The sequence below is a fragment of the Terribacillus saccharophilus genome (assembly GCF_002272075.1).
Classification (GTDB): Bacteria; Bacillota; Bacilli; order Bacillales; family Amphibacillaceae; genus Terribacillus; species Terribacillus saccharophilus_A.
Map to the genome: position 1 here is coordinate 121,128 of NZ_NPBJ01000004.1, position 25,044 is coordinate 146,171.

Here is a 25,044-nt window from a genome sequence, read left to right on the forward strand (position 1 = left end):
AGCAGTCAGGCTAATTTACCATGCTCATGGTTCCATTTATCATGCTTTTTATCTAGCTGGGACTCTGCTCGGAGCACGCGTTCAATCAAAGGTTGTTTTAGTGTCGTCCTGGAACGGTTCGCCTGTACGGTGAGTCTTTGGTCCAATTTCCGATATGCGCCAGCAAGCTGGAACAAAGCCAGCTGCAATTCTTCTTTGGTTACACCATTTTGCTTGTTCATCCGTATGCCCCCTTTTTCCTTACTGTTTCTGTTAAGAAAAGACTTCTCCTGCACAGCTGACAAAACAACAAAAAATACGGGCACATTCGCATGATTCAGAGCTGTTTCGCTCATCCTATCTATAAAGGAGGGTGAATGATGAAAAAGCAGGATAGAAAGACATCAAATGACCAGAAACGGCCGACAGCTCGCACTGCAGGTGACGGGTATGACAAAAAGCTTGATGGACCAAATCGTCCTTCCATATAAGTTTAAAAAAGCAAAGCGATCAATTGACCGCTTTGCTTTTTTTCTTGATTAATGCGGCTACTTTCATCAACCGCCTTTTCCAATAATAGACGGATCCAGTTGGTCGATAACGCTTTTTTTTTGCAGAGATGAGCCAACTTTCCTTAATGCCCCCATATCTGTACCAATCCGTTCGAATATTATCTTCGTGTGAAATGACTGGATAACAAGTCCGCAGCGGACAACTGCCGGTAGTTCTAAACCGGCCAAAACATTCATAGTCATCACGAGACCCCGTATAAGGAGCAACTTTGGCAAATTGCAGAAAAGAGGTATGAAGCTGCTCATCAAAAAGGAGCTGACTCAACTTAATCCCCACCTGTATCCGTTCATCCACACTTGTAAAATGGTGAGCATACAGTCCATATAATCTTCCATCCAATGTCGGGAAAAATACGGCATTCAGACGGAATAAATCCTGTAGCTGGTATGGCCACCGGCTGAAGATATGCTTTTTATAAAAAGGCTGGACAATGACAGGTGAACCGATGACATGCTGTTCGTTGATAATAAGACAATAAAGCAGCTGCTGCATGTCACCCTCTTTTAAGTAATGCTGCCACGTTTCTTCCATAAAGACAGAAACACGAAAATGGTGCAGATGTTCAACCATATCAATTTGTCCTTTTTTATGAGCTTCATATAAGAGCAGCTGCGGATATGCATCAGAAAAGATAAGCCAATTGGCACGTTCATAAAGAGAGAAAAGCTGTTTTCTTATACGGGCTGACAACAAGTTCTGAAACATATCCAATTGTAGATCTGTCATATTCCAGCCAGCGTTTCTGGAAACCATTGATGCTAGGAATGCCCACTTGATCTCTGGATTCCTTTCATAAAAAGCTTGATAAGCCATCGTTCTTCGGATATTATCTAAGTTTGCAGCGGCTGTTTTCTCTTCGATGGAAGCAAGCAACTGCGCTATGTCAGTAAATGTCATCGAATTGCCCCTTTTTTCAGTTGAGTTACAGGCACAAAGTGAAGTATTCTAAGGAATATGGTATGATCATTCCTATAGTGGGGGGAGAAACCGTGCAATATCCTAACGGGAAAAAGATCATCAGACAAACCGTTGCATCGAGGCTCTCACAGCCTATCGATTTCGGCAACAGGGGGATGACTTTAGAGGAAGATATCAATGAGACAAACGAGTATTACCTCGCTCAACAAAAAGCTATCATCCATAAAAAACCTACCCCAGTGCAGATTGTCCAGGTCGACTATCCAAAACGAAGTGCAGCGGTCATTAAGGAAGCGTATTTCAAACAAGCATCCACTACGGATTATAATGGCGTATATCGCGGAAAATATGTAGATTTTGAAGCGAAGGTCACTAAAAACAAGACCAGCTTCCCTCTCTCCAATTTCCACGAGCATCAGATCGCTCATATGGAGCATGTATGCAGTCATGGGGCTATCTGCTTCGTCATTATGCGTTTCTCTGCACACAATCAAACATTTTTTTTCGAAGCAGAGAAACTTTTTCCATGGTGGAAACGTCAATATGATGGAGGCAGAAAATCTATTCCCTATGAAGTGATTTGTGAGGAAGGATTTCTTATTCCAATGAAGTATCAGGCAAAGGTCGATTACTTGCACATTATCGATCAGCTTCATTTTAGAACGGAGGAAGAGGAGTAATGGCAGAAAAGGGCCAATCTCGTGCATCAAGAAGAAAACAGAAAAAGAAGAAAAGACCTATTTGGAAGAAAATTTTACTTACGATTGTATTAATAGGTGTCCTATGTGTTGTTGCGGGCGGTGCCGTATTTGGTTATTACGCAGCTACAGCGCCTAAGCTGGACGAAGAGAAACTATCCGACCCAGCTTCCAATATCGTCTATGACATGAATGGAGACGAATTTGCGGAATTAGGCTCGGAAAGCAGACGAAAAGTAACGTATGACGATCTGCCGCAACAGCTAATTGATGCAGTAACTGCAACAGAAGATTCCCGATTCTTCGAACATAACGGAATTGATATCATCCGTACTGGCGGCGCGCTGGTCTCCAACTTTAAAAATGGATTCGGTGCTGAAGGCGGAAGTACGATCGACCAGCAGGTAATCAAACGTTCCTTCCTGTCTCCAGAGAAGACAGTAAAACGTAAAATGCAGGAATGGTGGCTTGCTTTCCAGCTTGACCGTCAATACTCCAAAGAAGAAATCTTGGAAATGTATTTGAATAAAGTATTTTACGGTCAATACGCTTACGGAGTGGCAACAGCTGCAGAGACGTATTTCGGTAAAGATGATTTGAATGACCTTACACTGCCAGAGACAGCTTTACTAGCTGGTCTGCCGCAGCGTCCTACTGCCTACAATCCATTTGAAAATCCTGACTTGGCACAGGAACGTATGAACACCGTGCTTGATTTGATGGTACAGCACGAAAAGATTACCCAGGCAGAAGCAGATGAAGCGAAAAAGACGAAAGTTGAAGACTTGCTTACTGAAAAGCAGCCGCAATCTAACAAGTACGGCGCCTTCCTTGATCAAGTACAAAAAGATCTTAGCGAGCGTTTTGAAGATACGGACTTAAACCTTGATGGTATGAAAATCTATACAACTTTAGATCCGGATGCGCAGGAATCTGTAGAAAATGCCCTTAGTGAAGACAGCGGTATTTCATGGGTAGATAATCTTCAAGCCGGCATTACACTGCTTGATACGAAAAGCAGTGCCATCCGCGCAATCGGCGGAAATAAAAATAACGAGCTTGGCGGGTATAACTACGCGATTCAAGGATTAGGAAATCAGCCAGGATCGAGTATGAAGCCTCTATTGGATTACGCCCCGGCGTTTGAAAACGGCGTATATACATCTACGTATGAACAAATCAATGATGAACCTCTTACAATCGGGAACTGGACTCCTGGCAACTATGACGACCGGTTCCATGGGTGGCAGAGCGCAAGAAATGCTTTGGCAAAATCGTATAATATACCGGCAATTAAGACATTTCAAGCTGTTGGTGCAGAAAACGCAGAAAAATTTGCGAATGGTTTAGGTCTGGAATTTGAAGATGGTATCCAGAATGGCGATAGTATTGGTGGCGGATCTAATTTCCATACAATTGACATGGCTGGTGCTTATGCAGCATTTGGAAATGAAGGTATTTATACACAGCCTTACTCTATCACGAAAATTGAATTCAGTGATGGCAGTACGTTGGATATGAAACCGGAGTCTGAAGCAGCTATGAGTGAAGCAACTGCTTACATGGTAACGGATATGATGCGCTCAGTAATGACAGAGGGAACTGGTGTGATGGCAGATGTACCAGGGCTTGATATAGCTGGGAAAACCGGTACAACTAACAAAGAGGGTCAAGATGGAAGTCCTGATTCTTGGATGAATGGTTTGACAACAAACTACACACTATCCATCTGGACTGGTACCCCTGATGATTCAATAATTCCAGGCGGTAAAGCAGGTACAGACGTCGCCAAATATTTATTCAAACAAATTATGACAGATGTCCATGAAGGCAAAGACACAGAAAGTTTTAAGAAACCAAGTGACGTAGTGGAGGCGAAAGTCGAAAGAGGCTCTCGCCCTGCTGCTTCCCCAAGTGCTGGTACCCCCTCTTCCGAGATTCTGACGGAATTATTCCTGAAGGGTAATCTTCCTGGAGCGACTTCAGAAAGATATGAAGAGGAAGAAATTGATCCGGTAACCGGACTTTCTGCAAGCTATGATGAAGCAAGCAACAGTATCAATATCAGCTGGAACTACGATGGCGATGCAAGCTTCAGTGTAAATGCTGATCCAAGCGGCTCTACGTCCACGTCTGATACTTCAGCAGTAATTGAGAACGTCGAAGCTGGACAAACCTACAACATTGCAGTTACAGCATCAGTTGATGGCGAGACTAGTGAGGCGAAATCAACTTCTGTCACCGTCCCTGGTGAAGAAGAGAATGCAGAAGAAGAAGAAGAAAATCCTGATGAAAATGCTGAGGATCAACAAGATCAAAACAATGAAGAGCAGCAAAATGAGGACGAGCAGAACCCGGATCAGAATGATGAACAGAACCAAGACCAGAATGCCGATGAAAACAGTGACCAGAACAATGGCAATGGTAACGGTAATGAGAATAACAACGGCAACGGCAATGGTAATGGTAATGATGAAAACTCTGGTCAAGGCGAGGATTCAGGCAATACAGAAGAAGAACCTGCTGAAGGTGATCAGGGCGCTGATACCGGCGGAGATGCTGATACAGGTACTGATGAAGGCAATACAGATAATCAAGAATAACAAAATAGCAAAATAAAAGACAGTCACTTCATTTTGGAGTGACTGTCTTTTATTTTGCTTCGGCTTTCAGCCGTTTCTTCCCTTCCCGGCAAATGTCGTTCAACGGACATGCCAGGCAGTTTGGGTTTCTGGCTTTACAATGATAGCGTCCGAAAAAGATCATGCGGTGATGTGTATCGCTCCACTCATCACGCGGCACCTTTTTCATTAATGTATTTTCTACTTCGGTCACATTGTCTTTCCAGCGGCAGAAACCAAGCCGTTTGGATACGCGTTCAACGTGGGTGTCTACAGCAATGGCAGGCTCGTGGAACGCAACCGATGCCACAACATTAGCTGTCTTGCGCCCTACTCCAGCCAGTTTGACCAATTCATCACGTGTGTCTGGTACAATTCCATCATATTGATCAATCAGAGTCTGACAGAGCTTTTGGATATTTTTTGCCTTGTTGCGATAAAGACCGATAGAACGTATATCATGCTGCAGCTCTTCAAGCGGAACCGCCAGGTAATCTTCCGGTGTCTTATATTTTTCAAACAAATCCTTTGTAACTTTATTGACAAGGTTATCGGTACACTGCGCAGACAGCAGTACGGCGATCACCAGCTCGAACGGATTACGGTGCACCAGTTCACACGCTGCTTCCGGGAACATGTCACGCATCACATCCAATGCCCGTCGTATCTGTGTTTTGTTCAGCATTGTATGCTTTTCCTCCTCAATCTTCTTCCAGCCAGTTATAGTAAATACTCACATCACGGGCTGGTGCTTGCTGCTCAGAACGTACCGCAGCCGCTGTAGGCCGTTGGTTCTCATGAAATGATTTGCTCTGCTTCCGGGCCTGATCTACGGATCGGATACCTTTGCGCTTCCATTCACGCAGAATACGATCTATATAGCGGAAATTCAATTTACTCATCAATACTGCTTCTCGCAAAGCAGCTTTAATAAGAGATGGAGGCTGCATATCTTCATCCAGCCATAATGTGACAGTTTCTATTTCAAAAGGCGATAACGGACGGCCAAATTCCTGCTCAAAGAGAATAAATATAGCCGCCTCTTCTTCTTTGTCTGTTTTCTTTTCAGGTTCTGGATAGACGGTTTCCGCAAACGCAAGATGCCATAATCCGTTCAGACTATAAGCTTGACTGCGCATATTTTCTTCCTGCACGTCTTCAATCTGAAGCAAATTACGCTGAACGAGCTTGCGTAATATCAGGGCTACATCTCTTTCAGAAAGCGTTACTTTCTTAGCTAGTTCATCAGTAGTCGGAAACATAATGCCTTGCTGCTGGAAAAAGCATATATGCAAAATGACCATCATTTCTGTTTCATTCAGACCAAGAGATACATACTTATTCATTAGGATACCGGGAAATGAAAATGGATTTCCCAGCATTCGTTGGTAATTCAAGTCGTTATTCATATCTGGGTTCTCCTTCCATTAATAGGACAATCCCTCGTCATTTCGACAAGGGATCGTCAGGTAATCTATTTATTATGGGTATAGGCGGTTCAAAAGACGCGGGAATGGAATTGTCTCGCGAACGTGCTCCACGCCGGATAGCCATGCAACTGTCCGTTCCAGACCAAGTCCAAAGCCTGAATGCGGCACACTACCGTATTTACGCAATTCCAAGTACCAGTTGTATGCATCGCTAGTCAGATTATGTTCTTCATAGCGTTTTTCCATCAATTCGAGATCATCGATACGTTGGGATCCGCCAATGATTTCACCATAGCCTTCTGGTGCAATCAAGTCCGCGCACAGCACAACATCCTCCCGATTCGGGTCTGGCTTCATGTAGAATGCTTTGATTGCAGCTGGGTAATGGGTGATGAATACTGGTTTGTCAAAGCTTTCAGCAATCGCAGTCTCATGCGGTGCTCCGAAATCTTCGCCCCACTCAATATCATCAAATCCTTTTTCCTTCAGCAATTCGATTGCTTTATCATACGTGATGCGTGGGAAAGGCGCAGTTACTTTTGCCAATTTCGCTGTATCGCGTCCAAGGATTTCAAGGTCCAGTTTGCAGTTCTTCAGCACAGAAGCAACAAGGTGGCTGATGTAGTTCTCCTGGATTTCCAAGCTTTCTGCGTGCTCAACGAACGCCATTTCAGGCTCGATCATCCAAAATTCGATCAAATGACGTCTTGTTTTGGATTTTTCTGCACGGAATGTTGGACCGAAGGAGAATACTTTGTTAAATGCCATTGCAGCTGCTTCCATGTAAAGCTGTCCGCTTTGGGATAAATATGCTTCTTCCTCAAAGTATTTCGTATGGAACAATTCAGTTGTACCTTCTGCAGAAGAACCTGTCAGAATTGGCGGATCTATTTTCGTGTAGCCATTTTCATGGAAGTATTCATACGTCGCACGAATGATTTCATTACGGATTTTCATAACCGCATGCTGTTTTTGAGAACGAAGCCATAGATGGCGGTTATCCATCAGGAATTCAGTACCATGCTCTTTCGGTGTAATCGGGTAATCTGTTGCCGCATGAATTACTTCTACATTACTTACTTGAATTTCATATCCAAAGGAAGAACGGCTGTCCTCCACTACTTTGCCTGTAACATAAAGGGATGTTTCCTGTGTCATGTTCTTCGCTGTCTGGAACACTTCCTCGGGTACATCGCTTTTCACGACGACACCTTGAACGAATCCTGTTCCGTCACGCAGCTGCAAAAATGCGATTTTCCCGCTGGAACGTTTATTGCGGAGCCACGCTCCTATTGTTACTTCTTCTCCTACATGCTCACTTAGCTTAGCAATCGTTGTCTTCAAAAAGAACCCTCCATTGTCTGTCCTACATATGTAGTTGTGTTATTGATATTGGTTGGATAGAGCAAAGCTTTCCAGCTGCTCGGAACCATCTAGTGTGTAATAGCTGTAGCCAAGACGATCCTGTTCATCGCGAAATGTGACTTCCCATGCTGGTGCGTCATCGTACAATCCTAGACGGACATCCTCCATTTCACAGTCTGCGCCGCATGCTGACTGCCAGCTGCTCTCGACTTGCTGTTCATCAGCTGTGTCGGTTGTATAGATGATCTGTTCTGAATCCTTCTCGCTCTTTTTGACAAAAGCGATAGCATCTTCTCCATCGGCTTGCTTGCCTTTGACGACATGATAGATATGTTCGCCATTAAAGCGTGTCACTTCATCTACGGTTTCTAAGTCCGTATTCTTAAGTGCAAAATCCTCTGAAGCTTCAAAGCCCTCTGTGCGTGCATTTTGTGCAGTGCTATAAACGTATATACCGCAGCCGAGGACAATGATCAAAACAGCTAAAGCGCTGAACAGTGTGATCTTTGCCCACTTAGGTACGGTAAATCGTGAATATCGCCGTATCATGATCTTCCTCATCCAATGCTAATCCGAACATCAAGTCCTTTTCCTTCAGTGTACGGTTCAGTGAATCGACCAGTTTGTACAGATCGCTGCTGTATTGTACACGTACAGTGGACATGGTTTCCATCTTATTATTTTCCATCATCGTTACCTCCGAGCAATTCATTTACATGATTTGTTACTCATAGAGATGGCTTTCTGCAGCAAACTAATGTATGTTGAGAAGCAATCCAATTCTTATTATACCAGTTGTCCTGGTGTAATTCTAAGACGAGTTCAAAGTTTTTTCAACAAAAATCTTCCTTCTCCCCAGCAGTTGTGCGTCCTTGTGACGCACTTTTTTTATAGCCAATCCTCTGCAAGCTCTAAAAGTTCAGCTGTACTTTTATAATGTGTCGGTACATCCGGTATGGAAGCGGTGAAGTAGCTGCCATATCTCGTTTTCATCATTCTGTCATCACAAACGAATACAATTCCTCTATCGTTTGACGACCGGATCAGCCTGCCGAAGCCTTGCTTGAAGCGGATGACCGCATTAGGTAATGCAAGCTCCATAAAGGCATTCTTCCCTTCTGCCTTCAGTTTGGAAGCTTTTGCTTCATAAATTGGGTGATCTGGAGGCTGGAATGGCAGTCTGACAATGACCAGACAGCTCAAGTCTTCTCCAGGAATATCAACGCCTTCCCAGAATGAACTGGTTCCGAATAGGATGGCCTTCTTATTGCTTTGAAAATTCTTTTTCAGCCGATCGCGGCTACCGCTCGTAATACCTTGGGCAATCAAGGTATAATCTTGGTCCTCTGTCAGTTCCTTCACAAGTCCAAAAGCTTTTTTCAGCATGTCATAGGAAGTGAACAGAACGAGCATTCGTCCATCCGTTATAGCGGCAAGACTGAGTATCGCTTCACAAACAGCATAGATGAAGGGATAGTTATCTTTTCCTCGGACATCTGGAAAGTCATTTGGAACGAGCAGCTGCACTTGCTCTTGATACGAGTAAGGAGAATCGAAACGTCTTGTGACGGTATATTCATCCAAGCCAAGTTGTTCCTGAATGAAAGCAAACGATTGCTTCATTGTTAAAGTTGCACTCGTGAGTACAACACTTTTCTTTTCCGAAAAGAAATGTTCAAGCAGCAAATCAGCAATATCTAATGGTTCACTGTATAAATAAACCGCATTTCGGGCGCCGTACATATCGACTTCTATCCATTTCACTTCTTCATCGTCATATAGGAGGAACATCCGTTCAATCGCATCGATAATCGTCTGTAGCTGATCCGCAGCATTTCGTATGGAGTCAGCAATCTTTTTCTCCCCTTGCTTATCGGCTGATTTTATCAGCTGGAGCAAATGGTGGATACAGTCTCGCACACCGAATAATAATCTGTTGCTCATTTCAGCAATCACTAGGACCTGTTTCGTCTCTCGAACATCCTCAAGCCGCAGCTGTAATCTGCCAATGTCATTGGTGCCGAGCTTCTTTTTATGCTGGGATAAAACAAAATCATGGATATAACGGAACATTTCATCTGCTTCTTCTTTGGTTTGGTCCCATAAACTTTGCCAAATCAGCAACTCCGCTTGTGTAATTGGAAGCTCATCTGTTGCTTTCTCGTACACTTTATTCGCATGAGACAGCATATGGTGGATGGAGACATAATCAAGCGCCAACCCGAAATGCTTCGCTGCTGTTGCTTCGAAATGATGTGCTTCATCGATAATGACTCGCTGATATGATGGCAGGAGCTGGTACTCTTCCTGCATATCACTGCAAAGCAAAGCGTGATTAGTAACGATAATATCTGCCTGCCAAGCTGCTTTCTTTGCCCGCTGATAAAAAGAGCGTGAAAACCATGGCGAAAATGGGTCTTGCGTATCCTCTGCATCTGCGGACATATGCAGGAAAAACCGCTTTCCGCTGGAAGGCAGATTCACTTCATCAATATCCCCAGTCTCGGTCATTGTCAGCCAGACAAGTAGAATGGCCTTAGTTAGTACGATATCATAATTGTCATTTGCTGTTTGCTGCAGCTCTGATTCAAACCGGCTGAGACTTAGATAATGCTGCTTTCCCTTCAGCAGTGCTACATTGAAGGAGAACGGCAGGATGCGCTGTAAAAGCGGAATTTCCTTGTCCATCAATTGTGCCTGAAGCTGAGTCAGATGTGTACTGATAACGATGCGATTCTTTTCTTTTACTGCAGTGTAGACTGCTGGCAAAAGATACGCAAGAGATTTTCCAGTACCGGTTTCAGCCTCGAGAAGTGCGTGTCTATTTGATTGGAAAACATCAAAGATCTGTTCACTCATCTCCAGCTGACTTTTTCTCGGCTCGTAGCCTTTCATTCCCTCTGAAAGCCAGCCTTCTTTTTGATACAGCTGATCTGCCATCTCACCAAAAGACTGGGTAATAGCAGAAACGGTATCATCTTCTTCATGGACTTTTCGAAAAGCCAGTCCTCGATAAACCTCAAGCCCATCATCGTGTATATCGTCGAATGCGAGTTCCTCCAAACGATACTCAAGCAAGCTGCGCAAATCACTTTTCAATGATTTTTCCAGTGTTAATAGATGAGAAATTGTCTCATATGGCAGCTTGCCTAGCTCCTCTAAAAGAGACAACAGGAGTTCTGCTGTTACGAGCGTATCGGACAGTGCCCGGTGGGGCTGATCATGTTCAAAAGAAAGATGCTCACTAAGAACACTCAATTTATAGCTCGGTGCCGTTGGCAGCAGAATACGAGCCAACTCGACCGTATCAAGAACTGGGCGCTGGATTGGAGCAAGTCCTGCCACTTCCAAAGCGCTGTTGAGAAACCGCAAATCAAAATTCGCATTATGAGCGACCACATAGCTATCTTTGAAGAAAGCAGAAACCTCTTCTGCTACTTCTTCAAATTGCGGAGCACCAGCCACATCTTCATCAGTAATACCTGTCAGCTGGGAAATGAAAGGTGGAATCGGCATACCGGGATCCAGCATCGTCTGAAATTGATCTGTGATCACACGTCCTTGGATGACGACAATCCCGACCTCTATGATTTTATCGCCATTCGACGGCGCGTGCCCAGTTGTTTCAAGATCCACCACTACAAATTTTTCCATACTCCACCCTCCATACTGCTTAGAAAAGAAAGACTCTTATCACAGATAAGAGTCTTATCGTACGATTCTTTTATGCCGTTACATCATCACAGTAAGCGGCGGTTCTTCCTCGATGATTTCCTGAACTGTATTATCTTCGTTCATCAGGGCGATCTTCGGCTTAAAGTCAGCCAATTCTTTTTCAGATAGCATGGCATAGGAAACGATGATCACTACATCATCTTTTTGTACAAGACGTGCAGCAGCACCGTTCAGGCAGATGACTCCGCTATGCCGCTCACCGGGGATTACATATGTTTCGAGACGAGCTCCATTATTATTGTTCACAATCTGCACTTTTTCATGAGGAAGTATGCCCACTTGTTCCAGAATGTGTGTATCGATTGTAATACTGCCAACATAGTTCAAGTTCGCTTCGGTGACACGAGCGCGATGTATCTTCGCTTTCATCATTGTGCGAAACATCTTATTTCCCCCTATATTAAAAACGGTCCATGATGGAACCGTCAGCTTCCAATACTAGATTGTCGATCAATCTCGCCTTGTCAAAATAGACAGCTGCAGCAATGATAATACGCGCATCTATTTCCTTGACTGGCTTCAATGCGGGATAAGACAAAATTTCAACGTAGTCTATTCTACCACTTGTTTGGCTGTTTATAAATTCTTTTACAGCAGATGCTACTTTTTCAGGATCCTTTGCTCCATCTTGGATGCTTTGTTTAGCCTTCTGCAGTGCTTGGTAAATTGCTGGTGCAACTTGTCTCTCCTGCTCTGACAAATAGACATTACGGCTGCTTTTCGCTAATCCGTCTTCCTCGCGAACTGTCGATACCGGAACCACTTCAAGCGGGAAATTAAGGTCATGCACTAAGGCTTGTACAACTGCTACTTGCTGAGCATCCTTCAGCCCGAAATATGCCCTGTTCGGCTGAATCAAATGGAAAAGCTTTGATAAAACTGTAACCACGCCATCGAAATGACCTGGTCTTGATTTGCCGCAAAGCACATCTACCCGGTCAGCAACATGCAGTTTGATTGTACTATTGCCCGGATACATTGCCGCTGCTTCTGGCATGAAGACGATATCGACGCCTTCTTGTTCTGCAATACGCTGATCACGGACAGCATCTCGCGGATAAGTCTCAAAATCTTCGCCCGCCCCGAATTGCAGCGGATTGACGAAGATGCTAAGCACTGTAATATCATTCTCCGCTTTAGAACGCTTCATCAAGGATTGGTGTCCTTCATGTAAAAAGCCCATCGTTGCCACATAGCCAACTGACTTCTGCTCTTTTGCAAGCTGTACTCTTTCTTGCTGCAATGCTTCTAATGTCGAAATGATCTTCATGTTCATTCTCCTAGTTTAGGTAATGCTGCTTCGTCCATTGTGAAACTTTGATCGTCATTCGGAAAGATACTGTTTTTTACATTTTCGCGATAAGTGGAGAAGACATTTGTAATGGTTTCGTTAAGGTCTGCATAGCTGACTGCGAATTTTGGCAGACGATCAACACCGTACCTGCTTATATCATGGAAAACTAGAACTTGACCGTCCACATCAGCACCTGCGCCGATTCCAATAACCGGGATAGATATATCTTTAGCAATAAGCGCTGCTAACTGCTTTGGAACACATTCCAGTACGACAGCAATTGCTCCGGCTGCTTCGACTTTGCGTGCATCCTCCAGCAGCTGTTTTGCCGTCTGTTTGCTTTTCCCTTGTACTTTATAACCGCCAAGCATATGAACTGACTGCGGCGTCAGACCAAGATGACCGACAACTGGGATACCGCCTGTTGCTAATGCCTTGATACTGTCCAGAATGACCTGATCTGCTCCTTCCAGTTTCAAGGCTTGCGCTCCGGTTTCTTGGAAGATGCGTTTCGCTTGCGGTACAGTTGCCTCCACGGATACGTGGTACGTCATAAACGGCATATCCACTACGACAAACGTTTCGTTTCCGCCGCGAGTGACGGCTTTACCATGATGAATCATATCCTCCACTGTTACAGGTATGGTGCTATCATATCCGAGTACGACCATTCCAAGTGAATCGCCGACAAGCAGCATATCGATACCAGCTTGCTGGGCCAATTTTGCAGTCGGATAATCATAGGCGGTAACCATGGTGATTTTCTCATTGTTTTCTTTCATCTTTTGAAAATCGAGTCTAGTTTTCATTATGTTACTCCTCTTTCCATTCCAATTCAGCAGAATATAAGCGCTGTGTACTGCCATCATCATTTTCAAGAATAAGCTCTCCGTCTTCCCCGATGCCTCTGAAAACTGCTTCAAAGACAGTTGATGGTGTAGCTGCTTTTACTCGGTGCCCCAGACGTAAAGCATACTGCATCCATTCGTCCCGAATTTCTTGAAAACCTTTTTCTATGTATAGCGAATAGACATTCTCGAACTCTTTCCAAATCAAATGAATAAGCTCCTGCCGCTTCCATTCCTTATTTGTCTCGATACGTAAAGATGTTGCTTTATTGCGGATATCCGGGTTTATCTCCGATACTGTCTGATTGATATTGATTCCGATACCCAGTACGATATGCTGAATATAATCCTGTTCCGCCTGCATCTCTGTCAGGATTCCGGCGAGCTTCTTGCCGCCTAGATAGATATCATTCGGCCATTTAATGTGAGCTTCAATATCGTTCTGACGAAATACGCGTGTAAGTGCAACTGCTGCAGCCAGCGTCAGCTGCGCTGCTTCCCGAGGACCGAATTCAGGCCGGATGATCAAACTCATCCATATTCCAGTTCCAGCTGGAGAATACCAGCTGCGTCCTTTAGTTCCCTTACCGCTTGTCTGCTGATCAGCAATAACAACAGTTCCATGTACTGCACCTTGATCTGCCAAAGCTTTGGCCAAAAGTTGTGTAGAATCAAGCTCTTCTTCAAAGATGATTTTGCGTCCGATCCACTCGGTATCAAGCTTCCAGTTCAGCGTATTTTTGCTGAGTTTGTCTGGCGAACGTCTCACTTGGTATCCTTTACGCGGAACAGCATCTATCTCATACCCGTCTGCTTCCAACGCTTTCATATGCTTCCAGACTGCAGCTCTTGAAATACCAAGCTGTTCTGACAGATTCTGACCAGAAATATATGATGTCTTATGATCCTGAAGGATTCTGATGAGACGATTACGTGTTGTATCCATGAATGACCCACTCCTTCAGCTGTTCTTTATCGTTCGGAATCTTGTTTTCTACAACAGCCTTTTCAACAGCAAGCAAAAGATCACGAATCCAGCTCCCCTTTTTTCTATCGGGAAACCAGCTGATCAGATCTCCACCGGAAATGGCCAGTTCTGAACTGTTTCGGATCGGGAGCATATGTCTAATGGATGAAACGTTATCCTGTACATCTTTTTCTTTATAGATTTTTTCAAGTCGGCAAAAACCCTCATCAAGGTGAACAGGCAGCTGATAAACTGCCCAAGCATCCAGATTACTTTGAAGTATGCGCACTAAATGTTGAGCGTCCTGTTTGATAGCATTGGACAGCTTCCATTCCTTAACCCAATCAAGAACTGGTCTTGTACTAAGCAACGAACAAAGGGCAACCAATTCTGCCAAAGTGCCTAGAGGCTCGATTTTTTTGGCTAGCGCATGCATCAGCTCAGGATGATCTTTAAAAATCGGCATTGCTTCCCATAATCCCGTATCATGCAAAAGCTGAATAGCGGTTTTTACATTTTTACCAGAGCATAATTTCTCCATTTCAATGCTTATGCGTTCAATTGCAATACGCGATAACCAAAGACGCTGATCCTCCATCACTTTTCGTGCATTATGATCCAATTTGTACCCTAGCTGTGATACAAACCGGACACCGCGCATCATACGCAGCGGATCTTCTTGAAAACGGTCAAAGGCCTTGCCTACTGTAACCAGCTCTTTCTTTTCAATAGCGCTCCTGCCATCAAAAGGATCTACTAACTCCCCGGTTCTGGCCATTGCAATTGCATTAACTGTGTAATCACGACGAGCCAAATCAGCTGCAACATCAGTAACAAAATTTACGCTATCAGGATGCCGGTAATCAGAATATGCTCCTTCTGTCCGGAAAGTCGTAATTTCAAAGCTCTCCTTCTCGAAACGTACAAGAACAGTTCCATGCTCAATACCAATCGGAATGACCTTATCGAACACCTTCATTACCTGGTCCGGCGTTGCTGACGTTGCGATATCCAAATCGCCGACAGCTTTACCGATGAGGTAATCCCTCACAGCTCCTCCGACCAGATATGCTTCATAACCGTGTAACTCGATTTCCTGTATGACCCGGAATGCTTTTTCAAATATCTTCATTACAAAACCTCTTCATAAATTGCTTCATATTGCGCGACAATTTGATCAGAATGGAAGTTCTCTGCTGCATAACGGATGGATGCATCGGAAAATCGCTGCCACAACTTTTCATCTGTCAGCAAATCCAATGCAAATGCTCCCATCTGCTCTACATCCCCTAGCTGCGATATAAACCCATTCTTTCCGTGCTGTATTACTTCTGGTATGCCACCGACATCAGTTCCAATACACGGCACCCCACAGGCCATAGCTTCTAAGAGAACCAAGCCAAAGCTCTCTTTTTCAGAAGGAAGCAGCATTATGTCTGCCATATTTAAAAGCGCAGCAACATTATTCTGCTTACCTAGGAATAAGACGTTATCTTCGAGACCACGCTGCTGCACATCTCGCAAGATATCCGAATACTCAGGACCGTCTCCAATCAGCATCAGCTTGGCAGGTAATTTCTCCTGTACATACGAAAAAACCTGTACAACATCCTGTACACGTTTCACTTTACGGAAATTGCTTATATGTACGAGTACTTTTTCATCTTCTTTGATTCCGAACTGCTCTCTTATGTCACGCACATCAGCCGGTCGGTATACTTCTTCATCTACAAAGTTGTAAACAACTTCGATTGGACTTGCTACATCAAGCATTTCCCTTGTTTGCTGCACAAGACTTTGTGAAACGGCAGTGACGACATCACTTTCCTCGATCGCATGAATGATCATTTTGCGCAGGCCATTATCAATTCCAAGCACCGTAATATCCGTACCGTGTAATGTTGTAACGATTTTTACATCACGTTTTGCAATAGCTTTAGCCAAGATCGCACATATAGCGTGCGGAACAGCATAGTGGACATGCAGGATATCCAGCTGCTCTTCGTCGATCACCTCAGCCATTTTATTGGCTAGCACTAAATCGTACGGTGGGTATTGGAAAACAGGATAATGACTCATCTCGACCTCATGGAAAAATACATTCGGTAGCAGCATATCCAGCCGGAAAGGGACACTGGATGTAATGAAATGAATGTCGTGTCCCTTTTTAGCCAGTTTTTTTCCGAGTTCTGTCGCAATGACGCCGGAGCCGCCAAGCGTCGGATAACAAGTGATTCCGATTTTCAGCTTTTTCATAGCTCTGGCTCACGATCACGAATGATCTTGCGCCAATCGAAATCGCCTCTATCTAATCCACGTATGAAGATCTCTGCTGCAGCCAGATTGGTAGCGAGCGGTATGCGATGCACATCACAAAGCCGCATAAGTGCACTCACATCAGGTTCATGTGGCTGGGCGGTGAGCGGGTCCCGGAAGAATATAATCAAGTCCATTTGATTTGTTGCAATTTTGGCACCAATCTGCTGATCTCCCCCTAGAGGACCAGACAGGAACAATTCCACCGGCAAGCTTGTAGCCTCCATGATGCGAGTACCGGTTGTTCCTGTAGCATACAAGGTATGTTTCTTCAGCATTTCTTTATATGCGACCGTAAAGCGGACCATCTCAGGTTTTTTCTTATCGTGGGCAATTAAAGCAATATGCATGTCTATCGCCTCATTCCAATATATTTTCTAATCCGTATGCAAGTACTTCCATCTTCATGACGCGATCTACAGCCAGCTCTACACCTGACATAAAGGATGCGCGGTTGAAACTATCGTGTTTGACTGTGAATTGTTCTCCGGGTGCACCGAAAATAACTTCTTGGTGTGCAACAAGACCTGGAAGCCTGACACTATGGATTCGCATGCCGTCTACATCTGCACCGCGTGCTCCCGGCATCGTCTCTTTCTCATCCGGATGTCCTTGTCTAGCCGGTTCACGTACTTCCTGAATCAGCTGTGCTGTTTTTACAGCCGTACCGCTCGGTGCATCTAGTTTCTGATCATGATGCTTTTCAATGATTTCCACTGTTGGGAAGTATTTTGCTGCTTGTTTGGCAAATTGCATCATCAGCACAGCGCCAATTGCAAAGTTTGGTGCAATAATTGCTCCTATGCCCTTTTCTTCACTTAGCTTTTCTAGTTCTCCTACTTGTTCTTCTGTAAAGCCAGAGGTACCGACTACTGGACGCACACCGTGTTCGATAGCAAGTCTCATATGTTTGTAGCCTGTTTCGGGAATGGTCAAGTCGATAAGTACATCCGCTTGCACTTCATCTAAACACACCGCAGCGTCCTCGTAGATAACTGCATCACTTGCAGGCAAACCGTCGATATCACTGATACGCTTTCCTCCATTTTTCCTGTCAATTGCTGCTACAAGCTCAAAATGAGCTGTACGATCGATAAGCTGCAATGCTTCCGACCCCATTCGTCCTCTTGGTCCTGCTACAATAATCCTGATCGTATCCTTAGTCATTATGTAAATCCTCCTGTGTCTTCTTCGTCCATCTGTCTTTATCCCTTGTTTCGAATTTTGTCATCGATTTCTCGAATGCTTCCGACAAATCGATATTCAAGGAATTAGCAAAGCATGTCATCACGAAAATGATATCTCCGAGTTCATCTTCTATTGTATTGGCATCTTCACTAGCTTTTTTCGGCTTTTCGCCATATGTATGGTTCACTTCCCTTGCAAGCTCCCCTACTTCTTCTGTCATTCGGGCAAGCATGCTGAGCGGTGAGAAATAACCTTCTTTAAATTGGGAAATATAAGCGTCGACACGTGCTTGTATTTCTTTTGTCGTATATGCAGTATTCATGCGCGATCTTCCTTTCGCTATATCATTACCATGTTAGCTTAAAAATACGGTCTTTGACAAATGTTTTTACCTATTGGACAAATTTGTAGCAGAAGGCATAGTTGTCTATAATATAGAAGGAATTGTCATCTTAGGAGGTAGATTATGTTCGGAATGCGTTTAAAGAACATCCTTTTTATCCTGTTAGGCGCCGCCATCTTTTCTTTCGGTATCGTCCATTTCAATATAGCCAATAAATTAGGTGAAGGCGGATTCACCGGGATAACGCTTATTTTACTATTCGAATTCGATTGGGATCCAGCAATTATGAACTTGGTGCTAAACATTCCGTTATTTCTGGTCGGCTGGAAATTCCTAGGCCGTACAACATTCGTTTATACAATTATCGGGACAGTGGCCGTTTCCTTATTCTTGCGTTTGTTCCAGACATATTCCTTCCATATTAATTTAGGGAATGATTTACTGATTGCTTCGCTTTTAGCTGGGGTGTTCATCGGTGTCGGTCTCGGTATCATCTTCCGATTCGGAGGTACTACCGGCGGAGTTGACATCATTGCCCGTTTGGCTAACAAGTATGCTGGCTGGACCATGGGACGCACAATGTTTCTCTTTGATGCTGTTGTTATTGTCACATCAGTCCTTACCTATCTTGATCTGATCCGGGGGATGTATACACTCGTTGCAGTCTTCGTTGGGGCGAGAGTCATCGACTTCATTCAAGAAGGTGCCTACTCGGCAAGAGGCGCCACCATCATTTCCAGTCAGAGTGCAGATATCGCCAATCAGATACTAAAGCAAATGGACCGAGGTGTTACTGTTCTTGATGGCAGAGGCAGCTTTACTGGTGAAAAGCGCGATGTACTGTATTGTGTCGTTGCACGGAACGAAATTGTCAGACTGAAAGCAATCATCACCGCAGTAGATCCACATGCCTTCGTCGCCCTTAGCGAGGTACATGATGTAATGGGAGAAGGCTTTACACTCGACGAAAACAAAAAGCCTTATCACACAGACTAGCGTATTGCATGCATTTATACGAATGAATTGGTAAAGTGAAAAGGAATAAAAGAAAGAGGTGAGATGATGGAGCTTACTGGTAAGAAAATACTTTCATTTGTGAGTGAAGATTTTGAGGATCTGGAGCTATGGTATCCCATCTTGAGACTTCGTGAGGCTGGAGCGGAAGTTCATTTGGCAGGTGAAGCTGCCAATACTACCTACAAAGGCAAATATGGTGTTCCCGCTACATCAGATGTAACGTTTGATGAAGTCATTCCGACTGATTATGATGCTTTGCTTGTCCCAGGCGGCTGGTCACCAGATAAATTACGCCGCTATCATAGCGTATTGGAAATCACCCGGCATTTCCACTCCCATAAGAAACCGATTGGTCAAATTTGCCATGCCGGCTGGGTGTTGATCTCTGCAGGTATTTTGGAAGGTGTTAATGTCACGAGCACGCCAGGAATTAAAGATGACATGACGAATGCCGGTGCCATCTGGCATGATAAAGCAGTTATTGTGGACGGTCATATTGTCAGCAGCAGACGACCGCCTGATCTGCCCGACTATCTACGAGAACTCATCAAAGTCATACAAGAACAATAAAAGGCATCCCTCGGGATGCCTTTTATTACTCTTCGTTATTACCGACAAAGAACATAAGGATGAAGCGCACAAGCTCAGCTACAGCTACTAGAGCCGCTGCAACGTAAGTCATTGCTGCCGCGTTCAATACTTTCTTCGTAGAGCGTTCTTCATCGTTCCGGATTATACCCGTTGAAACGAGCTGCGTCATCGCACGGTTCGATGCGTTGAACTCCACCGGCAGTGTGACGATCTGGAACAATACTGCGATACTGAATAGCGCAATACCGAAACCAATTAGACTAAAAGCTTGGAAAATCGCCCCTGCAATGATAAGCATAAAGGAAAGGTTGTTCCCCCATGCAGCAGCTGGTGCAAGCGCAGTACGGAATTTGAGGAATCCGTAACTTTCCGCATCCTGGATTGCGTGTCCTACCTCGTGGGCGGAAACGGCTGCTGCTGCCATAGAATGACCATGATAGTTGTCTGTAGATAGACGGACAACTTTGTGACGTGGGTCATAATGGTCAGACAACATACCGCGTGTTTCTTCGATTTGCACATCATATATACCATTATCATCTAAAATCTTTCTTGCGACCTGCGCACCAGTCATAAGAGATGACGTTTCAACTTTCGAATACTTCTTATACGTGCTTTTCACCTTCGATTGAGCCCATAAAGGGATAATCAGAAGAAGTGCTATATAGATTATATAAGCACCTAGTGACATATACATTCCTCCGTAAAATTATTTGGAACTTATTAAGGTCAATTTTAGTCAAAAATTCGAAAAAAATCAACTATTAGGATCGTTGTTCACACTTTTGTCATTTTCAGCTCGATACTTTTTATAGCCAACATACACAAGTGTCCCTACAATGCTTGCACTAATACCAAGTATTCCCCAGAACCGTCCTGTTCCATAACTGTTTTTATCAGGCACAGAAACACTATACAAATGTGCAGGCAGCGATTCATATTGTTGATCAAACGTTTGACCTATTTTGTCGGAAGATGACGGCAGTGCCTCTGTATGCGGTTGCAGCAGCAATTCAGCAAGGTTAGCAAGTACAAAAAAAGAGGCTGTCAGAACAATGACGAGAAGCAGCTTTTTCATAAGCATCCCCTCTTTTTTAGATGTTCCTACAGCCTATGCAATTAAGCACTTGCGTATGTCGGTATTCGCCTTATTAGTATTTGTTTCTTAATGAGTTCCGCTGTGTGACAAAATAACCGACTAAGATGGATACAATACTCAGCCAGAAAGTGAAATAACCTATCACTTGCATATAATCCATCAGATTACCGTAAATCGGCATCATACCGAAAACATAATCGATAATATCATTATGCAAGACCACGATGGCAGCCACTGCAAGATGCCGCAGTTTTACTCGATAAAGCGGTGCATACAAAATGCCTTGTACAGCCATCGCTAAATGGGAGGCAATCAGCATATACCCTTGCCAGGAAAGTGTACCATTCACGGCTAAAGTGAGAAGGTTCATCACAACAGCCCATATGCCGTATTTAAATAATGAAACTACTGCCAGCGCTTCGATATAACCATTCTGTTTTCCAATCAAAAATAAACCTAGAAAAATTGTAAAAAAGAGACTTGCTGTTGGGCTGTCCGGAACAAAAGGCAGGAAAATAGCTGGCGTAATTTCAAGCTGCCAACCATACCACATATACCCGTATATCGTTCCAAAGAGATTGATGATAAACAATAACATGATGCTGTAACGATGGAATAAAAGATGATACATGATGTGCTTATCCTTTCATTTCAATTATGTATTCCGATTTGCTCGAATAAAAGCAGTCACTTTATTTTAGCAGAAACCTTCTTTTCTATTGATACTTTTAACAAGAAAGATAAAAAATAGATGCGCTGTTAAAGCGCATCTATTTATGTGTTTTCAATTTTATCTTCGGCCTCTTCTTTTAATTGACGCATCGCCCTGCTCAGCAACTGAAATTTACCTTCATCCCTCTTATCAAGAGCCAAATCAATTGCTTCTTGCAGCTTCTTCTTCTTGTATTGATAATGCGAAGCATCCAGAAGCTTCGTTGCCAGCTGCCGGTCCTCTTTTGTCACGTAATGATCTTCCGGCAAGAAAGGATTGTCTTCCAGAACTGCAACATACTCCATGCTTTGATGGGAGTTCTTGAAATTGAGTTGAATATAGACCGGGTCTTTCTTGTTCATACGAATATCATGGAATGATTTCTCTGCATCTGTTGTAACGATGTTGTCCTTGTAAAAGCGGAACGGTACTTCTTCGGAACAATGGGCGGATATGATGATTCCTCTGGGACTGAACCTTGCTTCACGGATGAAATGCACATTATCAAGAAACGAATCATGATTGATCAAGTAGTTCAAGATCCAGACACTTTCCCTGCGCTTCAATTGGTAATTATCTAAGAACCAGCGAATGAACGTCTTCTTATCCTGCATGGTAACGGAAATATTCATATGTGCCCCCTCCCAGAAAGCGAAATGATTTCAATTCAATGCATTTATTGAGACAAGAGCCGGTTGATATTCTCTTCTACTTCGATATCTGATGGCTCCAGACGAAGATACTCTTTTAGTATTTCGACAGCCTCTTGCATCCTCCCTTCTTCCAATAGGAAATATCCATATTCTTTTAGAAAATCGCTATCATCTTTGAAGTTAGTATATGCTTCCCCGTATGCCTTTAATGCCTCATCAAAGCTTTCAGTTTCATTATAGGCACGTGCAAGCTCCCAACGGTATGCTGCATCTTCTTCATCTGTTTCCAAGATATGCGTCAATAACTCGATGATTGCATCGTGGTCTTCATCCAGCTTGAAATTCTCAATCAAATAGAGTATCGCTTCTTTATACCCTGGGTCGAGCGCAATCGCATGACGAATCAGGAAATAGCTGCGATCATTTTTACCGAGCTGTCTGGCAAGACGGCCTGCAGTGAAATAGAGTTTCTGATTGTACTCATCCAACGACAATCCTTTTTCAGCAGTTTCGAATGCCTTTTCCGTCAAACCCTCTTCTTCATAGGCTTTAGCAAGATACTCATAGACAGAAAGATAGTCCGCTTCCTCTTTGAGGAGCTTTTCCCAAGTACTGATGGCAATATCGTATCTGGATAGCTTGAAGGCAGTAAAGCCGAAGCTGAACAGCTGTTCCACGTCATTAACGTCTGTTTCCTGATAGTAAGTCAATGCTTTCTCGAATTCACCTGTAGCTGCATAAGCTTCCGCGAGGCGAAGTGCGATATCGATATCACCCATGACAGGCTGCTTTTCGTAAACTTTTTCATAATAAGTGATTGCTTTTAAATAAGAAGCAGTCGATAAAGCAAGCTCCCCTAACGCCAAATCGATGACTGGCTCGGAAGGATCGAATCGCTTTGCTGCCAACAGTTTTTGCTCTGCTACTTCAAATAACCCTTGCGCTTCATACAAATCAGCAAGCTGCATCTGAGCTGGGACAAAATAGTCCTCATCCTCCACAATTTGATCAAGCTTATCAATTGCTTCCTGATCTTCATTCAAATCAATGAAAAGCTCAGCTAGCATCATTTTAAGCTCCATCTCATCCGGGAACATTTGCTCAAGCTGAAGCAGGACTGCTTTTGCTTCTTCATGCATACCCCATTGCATATATAATTCAGCTATCGTAAACTTTTCTTCTTCATTGGCACCTGGTAAATAAGCCTCCAATGTATCTACTGCTTCTTGCGGCTGATCATTTTCCATATGCGTTATTGCTTTTCTTATTTCTTCCATTTTTAACACTTCCTTCTATTTACACGCCTCTCGGCTTTTCCATCTGTCTTCAGTGTAACCTAAAGCAATAGCTTTAGAACAGCAAAAAAGTCTGATTCCCGGTTGGGAATCAGACATATTCAATTTTGCAGTGCACGGAGATCCTCAAAAAATGTAGGGTAAGAGATATTGATGCTATCTGCATCACCAAGAATTGTTTCCCCTTTTGCAATCAAACTCGCAATAGCAATCATCATTCCAATCCGGTGATCACCGAAAGAATCAGCAGTTGCACCTTTAAGAGATTGATTTCCAGGAATTCTTATCCCATCCGGCGTTGATTCCACTTCTGCACCAAAGCTCCGCAGTGTAGCTGCAATTGCTTCGATGCGATCCGTTTCCTTGTACCGAAGTTCCTCCGCGTCTTTAATGATTGTTTCCCCATCAGCCTGAGTTGCCAGTAATGCCAAGATTGGCAGCTCATCGATAAGCCGAGGGATAATGTCCCCGCCAATCTCTGTACTTTTCAAAGGACGATATCGTATCGTGATATCTCCGATTCGCTCTCCAGCCTGAATATCATGCTCATTTATTTCCATATCGGCACCCATTTGCTTCAGCACATCCAAAATACCTGTACGTGTGTCGTTCAAACCAGTATTCGTTAGTACGACTTCACTTCCGGGCACGAGACATGCGGCAACGAGGAAGAAAGCAGCCGAGGAAATATCTCCGGGAACATAGACATCTGTAGCAACGAGCTGCTGACCGCCTTGAACCGCGACAGTCGTTCCTGCTACATCAATACTTGCTCCAAAGCTTTCAAGCATCTGTTCGGTATGATCCCTTGTCTTGACATCTTCTGAAATCCGCGTTTCGCCATCCGCTAACAAACCTCCAAGCAGCAAAGCAGATTTCACTTGTGCACTTTTGACTGGTGTATGATATGTAAGAGCAGAGAGCTTTTGTCCATCAATGGCCAACGGCAAGTACTTTCCTTGTTCCCGTCCATTAATTTTCGCACCCATCTGACGCAAAGGAATAACAACTCGATCCATCGGCCGTTTGGTAAGTGATGCATCTCCATATACTGTTATATGAAATGGCAAGGCTGCAAAAACACCGAGCAGAAGCCGAGCTGTTGTTCCAGAATTTCCAAAGTAAATCGGAACGGTTGGTTCTTTGAAGCTGTCTTTTCCCGCGCTATCGATGATAACGGTGTCACCGCCCTGCTCAATCGAAACGCCGAGCGCCCGGAAAGCATCTATCGTTCGAAGACAATCCTCTCCAGTCAAGAAATGACGGACAGTAGTTTTTCCTTTGGCCAAAGCCCCAAAAATGATGCTTCGGTGAGAAACCGATTTATCGCCCGGAACTGTAATTGATCCGGAAAGTCCCTTCGCTGTCGGTTGTAGTCGTACATCTGTCACTGCTTTCACCT

27 protein-coding genes are annotated in these 25,044 nt (G+C 43.9%); 4 read left to right on the forward strand and 23 right to left on the reverse strand.

The genetic code is table 11. The annotated features are described in order from the left end of the window. Nucleotides 1-5: 5 nt before the first annotated feature. Both CHH48_RS03275 and CHH48_RS03280 read right to left on the reverse strand, forming a co-directional pair. Nucleotides 6-221: a hypothetical protein gene (locus tag CHH48_RS03275; RefSeq protein ID WP_038560843.1), complete on the reverse strand. Its 216-nt coding sequence runs from the start codon at nt 219-221 to the stop codon at nt 6-8. A 268-nt stretch (nt 222-489) separates the two neighbouring features. Then, entirely contained in the window at nt 490-1,449 is a 960-nt protein-coding gene (locus CHH48_RS03280) for a DUF2515 family protein (protein WP_095217890.1), read from the reverse strand. 92 nt (nt 1,450-1,541) lie between these two features. Here CHH48_RS03280 and recU point away from each other — a divergent pair, with 92 nt between their 5' ends. Together recU and CHH48_RS03290 are read left to right on the forward strand one after the other, a co-directional pair. Beyond that, entirely contained in the window at nt 1,542-2,150 is a 609-nt protein-coding gene (gene recU / locus CHH48_RS03285; protein ID WP_428848876.1) for a Holliday junction resolvase RecU, read from the forward strand. Then, nucleotides 2,150-4,771: a transglycosylase domain-containing protein gene (locus CHH48_RS03290; protein ID WP_095217892.1), complete on the forward strand. Its 2,622-nt coding sequence runs from the start codon at nt 2,150-2,152 to the stop codon at nt 4,769-4,771. The genes recU and CHH48_RS03290 overlap by 1 nt, the downstream gene beginning before the upstream one ends. A gap of 49 nt (nt 4,772-4,820) precedes the next feature. On the opposite strand, the gene nth is transcribed toward CHH48_RS03290, so the two are convergent. From nth to CHH48_RS03365, 15 genes are all read right to left on the reverse strand, one after another. Continuing rightward, nucleotides 4,821-5,474 carry an endonuclease III gene (gene nth / locus CHH48_RS03295; protein ID WP_095217893.1) on the reverse strand — a complete coding sequence of 218 codons (654 nt, stop codon included), beginning with the start codon at nt 5,472-5,474 and terminating at the stop codon, nt 4,821-4,823. Nucleotides 5,475-5,490: 16 nt separating this feature from the next. Further along, entirely contained in the window at nt 5,491-6,198 is a 708-nt protein-coding gene (locus tag CHH48_RS03300; protein ID WP_095217894.1) for a DnaD domain-containing protein, read from the reverse strand. A gap of 72 nt (nt 6,199-6,270) precedes the next feature. Then, the gene (gene asnS, locus CHH48_RS03305; protein WP_095217895.1) at nt 6,271-7,563 is read right to left on the reverse strand and encodes an asparagine--tRNA ligase; all 1,293 of its coding nucleotides are present in this window, start codon (nt 7,561-7,563) and stop codon (nt 6,271-6,273) included. A 39-nt stretch (nt 7,564-7,602) separates the two neighbouring features. After that, a complete protein-coding gene (locus CHH48_RS03310; RefSeq protein WP_095217896.1) occupies nt 7,603-8,133 on the reverse strand; it encodes a cell wall elongation regulator TseB-like domain-containing protein in 531 nt (176 codons plus the stop codon). Further along, the gene (locus CHH48_RS03315; protein ID WP_084160690.1) at nt 8,099-8,272 is read right to left on the reverse strand and encodes a YpmA family protein; all 174 of its coding nucleotides are present in this window, start codon (nt 8,270-8,272) and stop codon (nt 8,099-8,101) included. Before CHH48_RS03315 ends, CHH48_RS03310 begins: the two co-directional genes overlap by 35 nt. A 200-nt stretch (nt 8,273-8,472) precedes the next feature. Next, the gene (gene dinG / locus CHH48_RS03320) at nt 8,473-11,238 is read right to left on the reverse strand and encodes an ATP-dependent DNA helicase DinG (protein WP_095217897.1); all 2,766 of its coding nucleotides are present in this window, start codon (nt 11,236-11,238) and stop codon (nt 8,473-8,475) included. A 78-nt stretch (nt 11,239-11,316) separates the two neighbouring features. Then, complete coding sequence (gene panD / locus CHH48_RS03325; RefSeq protein WP_095217898.1) at nt 11,317-11,703, reverse strand: aspartate 1-decarboxylase; 387 nt, start codon at nt 11,701-11,703, stop codon at nt 11,317-11,319. Between the two features lie 16 nt (nt 11,704-11,719). After that, nucleotides 11,720-12,589 (reverse strand): pantoate--beta-alanine ligase, encoded by an 870-nt coding sequence (gene panC / locus CHH48_RS03330; RefSeq protein ID WP_095217899.1) that lies wholly within the window; start codon nt 12,587-12,589, stop codon nt 11,720-11,722. 2 nt (nt 12,590-12,591) lie between these two features. Further along, nucleotides 12,592-13,422: a 3-methyl-2-oxobutanoate hydroxymethyltransferase gene (gene panB, locus CHH48_RS03335; RefSeq protein WP_095217900.1), complete on the reverse strand. Its 831-nt coding sequence runs from the start codon at nt 13,420-13,422 to the stop codon at nt 12,592-12,594. A gap of 4 nt (nt 13,423-13,426) precedes the next feature. Continuing rightward, nucleotides 13,427-14,407 (reverse strand): biotin--[acetyl-CoA-carboxylase] ligase, encoded by a 981-nt coding sequence (locus tag CHH48_RS03340; protein WP_095217901.1) that lies wholly within the window; start codon nt 14,405-14,407, stop codon nt 13,427-13,429. After that, complete coding sequence (locus CHH48_RS03345) at nt 14,391-15,560, reverse strand: CCA tRNA nucleotidyltransferase (RefSeq protein WP_095217902.1); 1,170 nt, start codon at nt 15,558-15,560, stop codon at nt 14,391-14,393. The genes CHH48_RS03340 and CHH48_RS03345 overlap by 17 nt, the downstream gene beginning before the upstream one ends. Then, complete coding sequence (bshA, locus tag CHH48_RS03350; protein WP_095217903.1) at nt 15,560-16,684, reverse strand: N-acetyl-alpha-D-glucosaminyl L-malate synthase BshA; 1,125 nt, start codon at nt 16,682-16,684, stop codon at nt 15,560-15,562. The genes CHH48_RS03345 and bshA overlap by 1 nt, the downstream gene beginning before the upstream one ends. Beyond that, nucleotides 16,681-17,094, reverse strand: coding sequence for a methylglyoxal synthase (gene mgsA / locus CHH48_RS03355; protein WP_095217904.1), 414 nt, complete (start codon nt 17,092-17,094; stop codon nt 16,681-16,683). The genes bshA and mgsA overlap by 4 nt, the downstream gene beginning before the upstream one ends. 10 nt (nt 17,095-17,104) lie before the next feature. Further along, nucleotides 17,105-17,911 carry a 4-hydroxy-tetrahydrodipicolinate reductase gene (gene dapB, locus CHH48_RS03360; RefSeq protein WP_095217905.1) on the reverse strand — a complete coding sequence of 269 codons (807 nt, stop codon included), beginning with the start codon at nt 17,909-17,911 and terminating at the stop codon, nt 17,105-17,107. Beyond that, the gene (locus CHH48_RS03365) at nt 17,904-18,254 is read right to left on the reverse strand and encodes a nucleotide pyrophosphohydrolase (RefSeq protein ID WP_095217906.1); all 351 of its coding nucleotides are present in this window, start codon (nt 18,252-18,254) and stop codon (nt 17,904-17,906) included. The genes dapB and CHH48_RS03365 overlap by 8 nt, the downstream gene beginning before the upstream one ends. 144 nt (nt 18,255-18,398) lie before the next feature. On the opposite strand from CHH48_RS03365, the gene CHH48_RS03370 reads away from it, so the two are divergent. Further along, the gene (locus CHH48_RS03370) at nt 18,399-19,271 is read left to right on the forward strand and encodes a YitT family protein (protein WP_095217907.1); all 873 of its coding nucleotides are present in this window, start codon (nt 18,399-18,401) and stop codon (nt 19,269-19,271) included. Nucleotides 19,272-19,337: 66 nt separating this feature from the next. Continuing rightward, nucleotides 19,338-19,862: a type 1 glutamine amidotransferase domain-containing protein gene (locus CHH48_RS03375; RefSeq protein ID WP_095217908.1), complete on the forward strand. Its 525-nt coding sequence runs from the start codon at nt 19,338-19,340 to the stop codon at nt 19,860-19,862. Nucleotides 19,863-19,887: 25 nt separating this feature from the next. On the opposite strand, the gene CHH48_RS03380 is transcribed toward CHH48_RS03375, so the two are convergent. The 6 genes from CHH48_RS03380 to aroA form a co-directional block, all read right to left on the reverse strand. Next, a complete protein-coding gene (locus CHH48_RS03380) occupies nt 19,888-20,574 on the reverse strand; it encodes a zinc metallopeptidase (RefSeq protein ID WP_095217909.1) in 687 nt (228 codons plus the stop codon). 66 nt (nt 20,575-20,640) lie between these two features. Further along, nucleotides 20,641-20,961, reverse strand: coding sequence for a sporulation protein YpjB (locus CHH48_RS03385; protein WP_095217910.1), 321 nt, complete (start codon nt 20,959-20,961; stop codon nt 20,641-20,643). 73 nt (nt 20,962-21,034) lie between these two features. Next, nucleotides 21,035-21,613, reverse strand: a complete 579-nt coding sequence (locus CHH48_RS03390) for a DUF1405 domain-containing protein (RefSeq protein ID WP_095217911.1) — start codon at nt 21,611-21,613, stop codon at nt 21,035-21,037. Nucleotides 21,614-21,756: 143 nt separating this feature from the next. Then, complete coding sequence (locus CHH48_RS03395; RefSeq protein ID WP_095217912.1) at nt 21,757-22,326, reverse strand: ReoY family proteolytic degradation factor; 570 nt, start codon at nt 22,324-22,326, stop codon at nt 21,757-21,759. Between the two features lie 44 nt (nt 22,327-22,370). Then, nucleotides 22,371-23,624, reverse strand: coding sequence for a tetratricopeptide repeat protein (locus CHH48_RS03400; protein WP_095217913.1), 1,254 nt, complete (start codon nt 23,622-23,624; stop codon nt 22,371-22,373). Between the two features lie 119 nt (nt 23,625-23,743). Then, nucleotides 23,744-25,033: a 3-phosphoshikimate 1-carboxyvinyltransferase gene (gene aroA, locus CHH48_RS03405; protein WP_095218090.1), complete on the reverse strand. Its 1,290-nt coding sequence runs from the start codon at nt 25,031-25,033 to the stop codon at nt 23,744-23,746. Nucleotides 25,034-25,044 lie beyond the last annotated feature (11 nt).

What these genes read in the sequence shown, in the direction of transcription:
- CHH48_RS03275 (WP_038560843.1), bottom strand. Translation starts at nt 221, where the DNA reads ATGAACAAGCAAAATGGTGTAACCAAAGAAGAATTGCAGCTGGCTTTG.
- CHH48_RS03280 (WP_095217890.1), bottom strand. Translation starts at nt 1,449, where the DNA reads ATGACATTTACTGACATAGCGCAGTTGCTTGCTTCCATCGAAGAGAAA.
- CHH48_RS03290 (WP_095217892.1), top strand. Translation starts at nt 2,150, where the DNA reads ATGGCAGAAAAGGGCCAATCTCGTGCATCAAGAAGAAAACAGAAAAAG.
- nth (WP_095217893.1), bottom strand. Translation starts at nt 5,474, where the DNA reads ATGCTGAACAAAACACAGATACGACGGGCATTGGATGTGATGCGTGAC.
- CHH48_RS03300 (WP_095217894.1), bottom strand. Translation starts at nt 6,198, where the DNA reads ATGAATAACGACTTGAATTACCAACGAATGCTGGGAAATCCATTTTCA.
- CHH48_RS03310 (WP_095217896.1), bottom strand. Translation starts at nt 8,133, where the DNA reads ATGATACGGCGATATTCACGATTTACCGTACCTAAGTGGGCAAAGATC.
- CHH48_RS03315 (WP_084160690.1), bottom strand. Translation starts at nt 8,272, where the DNA reads ATGGAAAATAATAAGATGGAAACCATGTCCACTGTACGTGTACAATAC.
- dinG (WP_095217897.1), bottom strand. Translation starts at nt 11,238, where the DNA reads ATGGAAAAATTTGTAGTGGTGGATCTTGAAACAACTGGGCACGCGCCG.
- panD (WP_095217898.1), bottom strand. Translation starts at nt 11,703, where the DNA reads ATGTTTCGCACAATGATGAAAGCGAAGATACATCGCGCTCGTGTCACC.
- panC (WP_095217899.1), bottom strand. Translation starts at nt 12,589, where the DNA reads ATGAAGATCATTTCGACATTAGAAGCATTGCAGCAAGAAAGAGTACAG.
- panB (WP_095217900.1), bottom strand. Translation starts at nt 13,422, where the DNA reads ATGAAAACTAGACTCGATTTTCAAAAGATGAAAGAAAACAATGAGAAA.
- CHH48_RS03340 (WP_095217901.1), bottom strand. Translation starts at nt 14,407, where the DNA reads ATGGATACAACACGTAATCGTCTCATCAGAATCCTTCAGGATCATAAG.
- CHH48_RS03345 (WP_095217902.1), bottom strand. Translation starts at nt 15,560, where the DNA reads ATGAAGATATTTGAAAAAGCATTCCGGGTCATACAGGAAATCGAGTTA.
- bshA (WP_095217903.1), bottom strand. Translation starts at nt 16,684, where the DNA reads ATGAAAAAGCTGAAAATCGGAATCACTTGTTATCCGACGCTTGGCGGC.
- mgsA (WP_095217904.1), bottom strand. Translation starts at nt 17,094, where the DNA reads ATGCATATTGCTTTAATTGCCCACGATAAGAAAAAACCTGAGATGGTC.
- dapB (WP_095217905.1), bottom strand. Translation starts at nt 17,911, where the DNA reads ATGACTAAGGATACGATCAGGATTATTGTAGCAGGACCAAGAGGACGA.
- CHH48_RS03365 (WP_095217906.1), bottom strand. Translation starts at nt 18,254, where the DNA reads ATGAATACTGCATATACGACAAAAGAAATACAAGCACGTGTCGACGCT.
- CHH48_RS03370 (WP_095217907.1), top strand. Translation starts at nt 18,399, where the DNA reads ATGTTCGGAATGCGTTTAAAGAACATCCTTTTTATCCTGTTAGGCGCC.
- CHH48_RS03375 (WP_095217908.1), top strand. Translation starts at nt 19,338, where the DNA reads ATGGAGCTTACTGGTAAGAAAATACTTTCATTTGTGAGTGAAGATTTT.
- CHH48_RS03380 (WP_095217909.1), bottom strand. Translation starts at nt 20,574, where the DNA reads ATGTCACTAGGTGCTTATATAATCTATATAGCACTTCTTCTGATTATC.
- CHH48_RS03385 (WP_095217910.1), bottom strand. Translation starts at nt 20,961, where the DNA reads ATGAAAAAGCTGCTTCTCGTCATTGTTCTGACAGCCTCTTTTTTTGTA.
- CHH48_RS03390 (WP_095217911.1), bottom strand. Translation starts at nt 21,613, where the DNA reads ATGTATCATCTTTTATTCCATCGTTACAGCATCATGTTATTGTTTATC.
- CHH48_RS03395 (WP_095217912.1), bottom strand. Translation starts at nt 22,326, where the DNA reads ATGAATATTTCCGTTACCATGCAGGATAAGAAGACGTTCATTCGCTGG.
- CHH48_RS03400 (WP_095217913.1), bottom strand. Translation starts at nt 23,624, where the DNA reads ATGGAAGAAATAAGAAAAGCAATAACGCATATGGAAAATGATCAGCCG.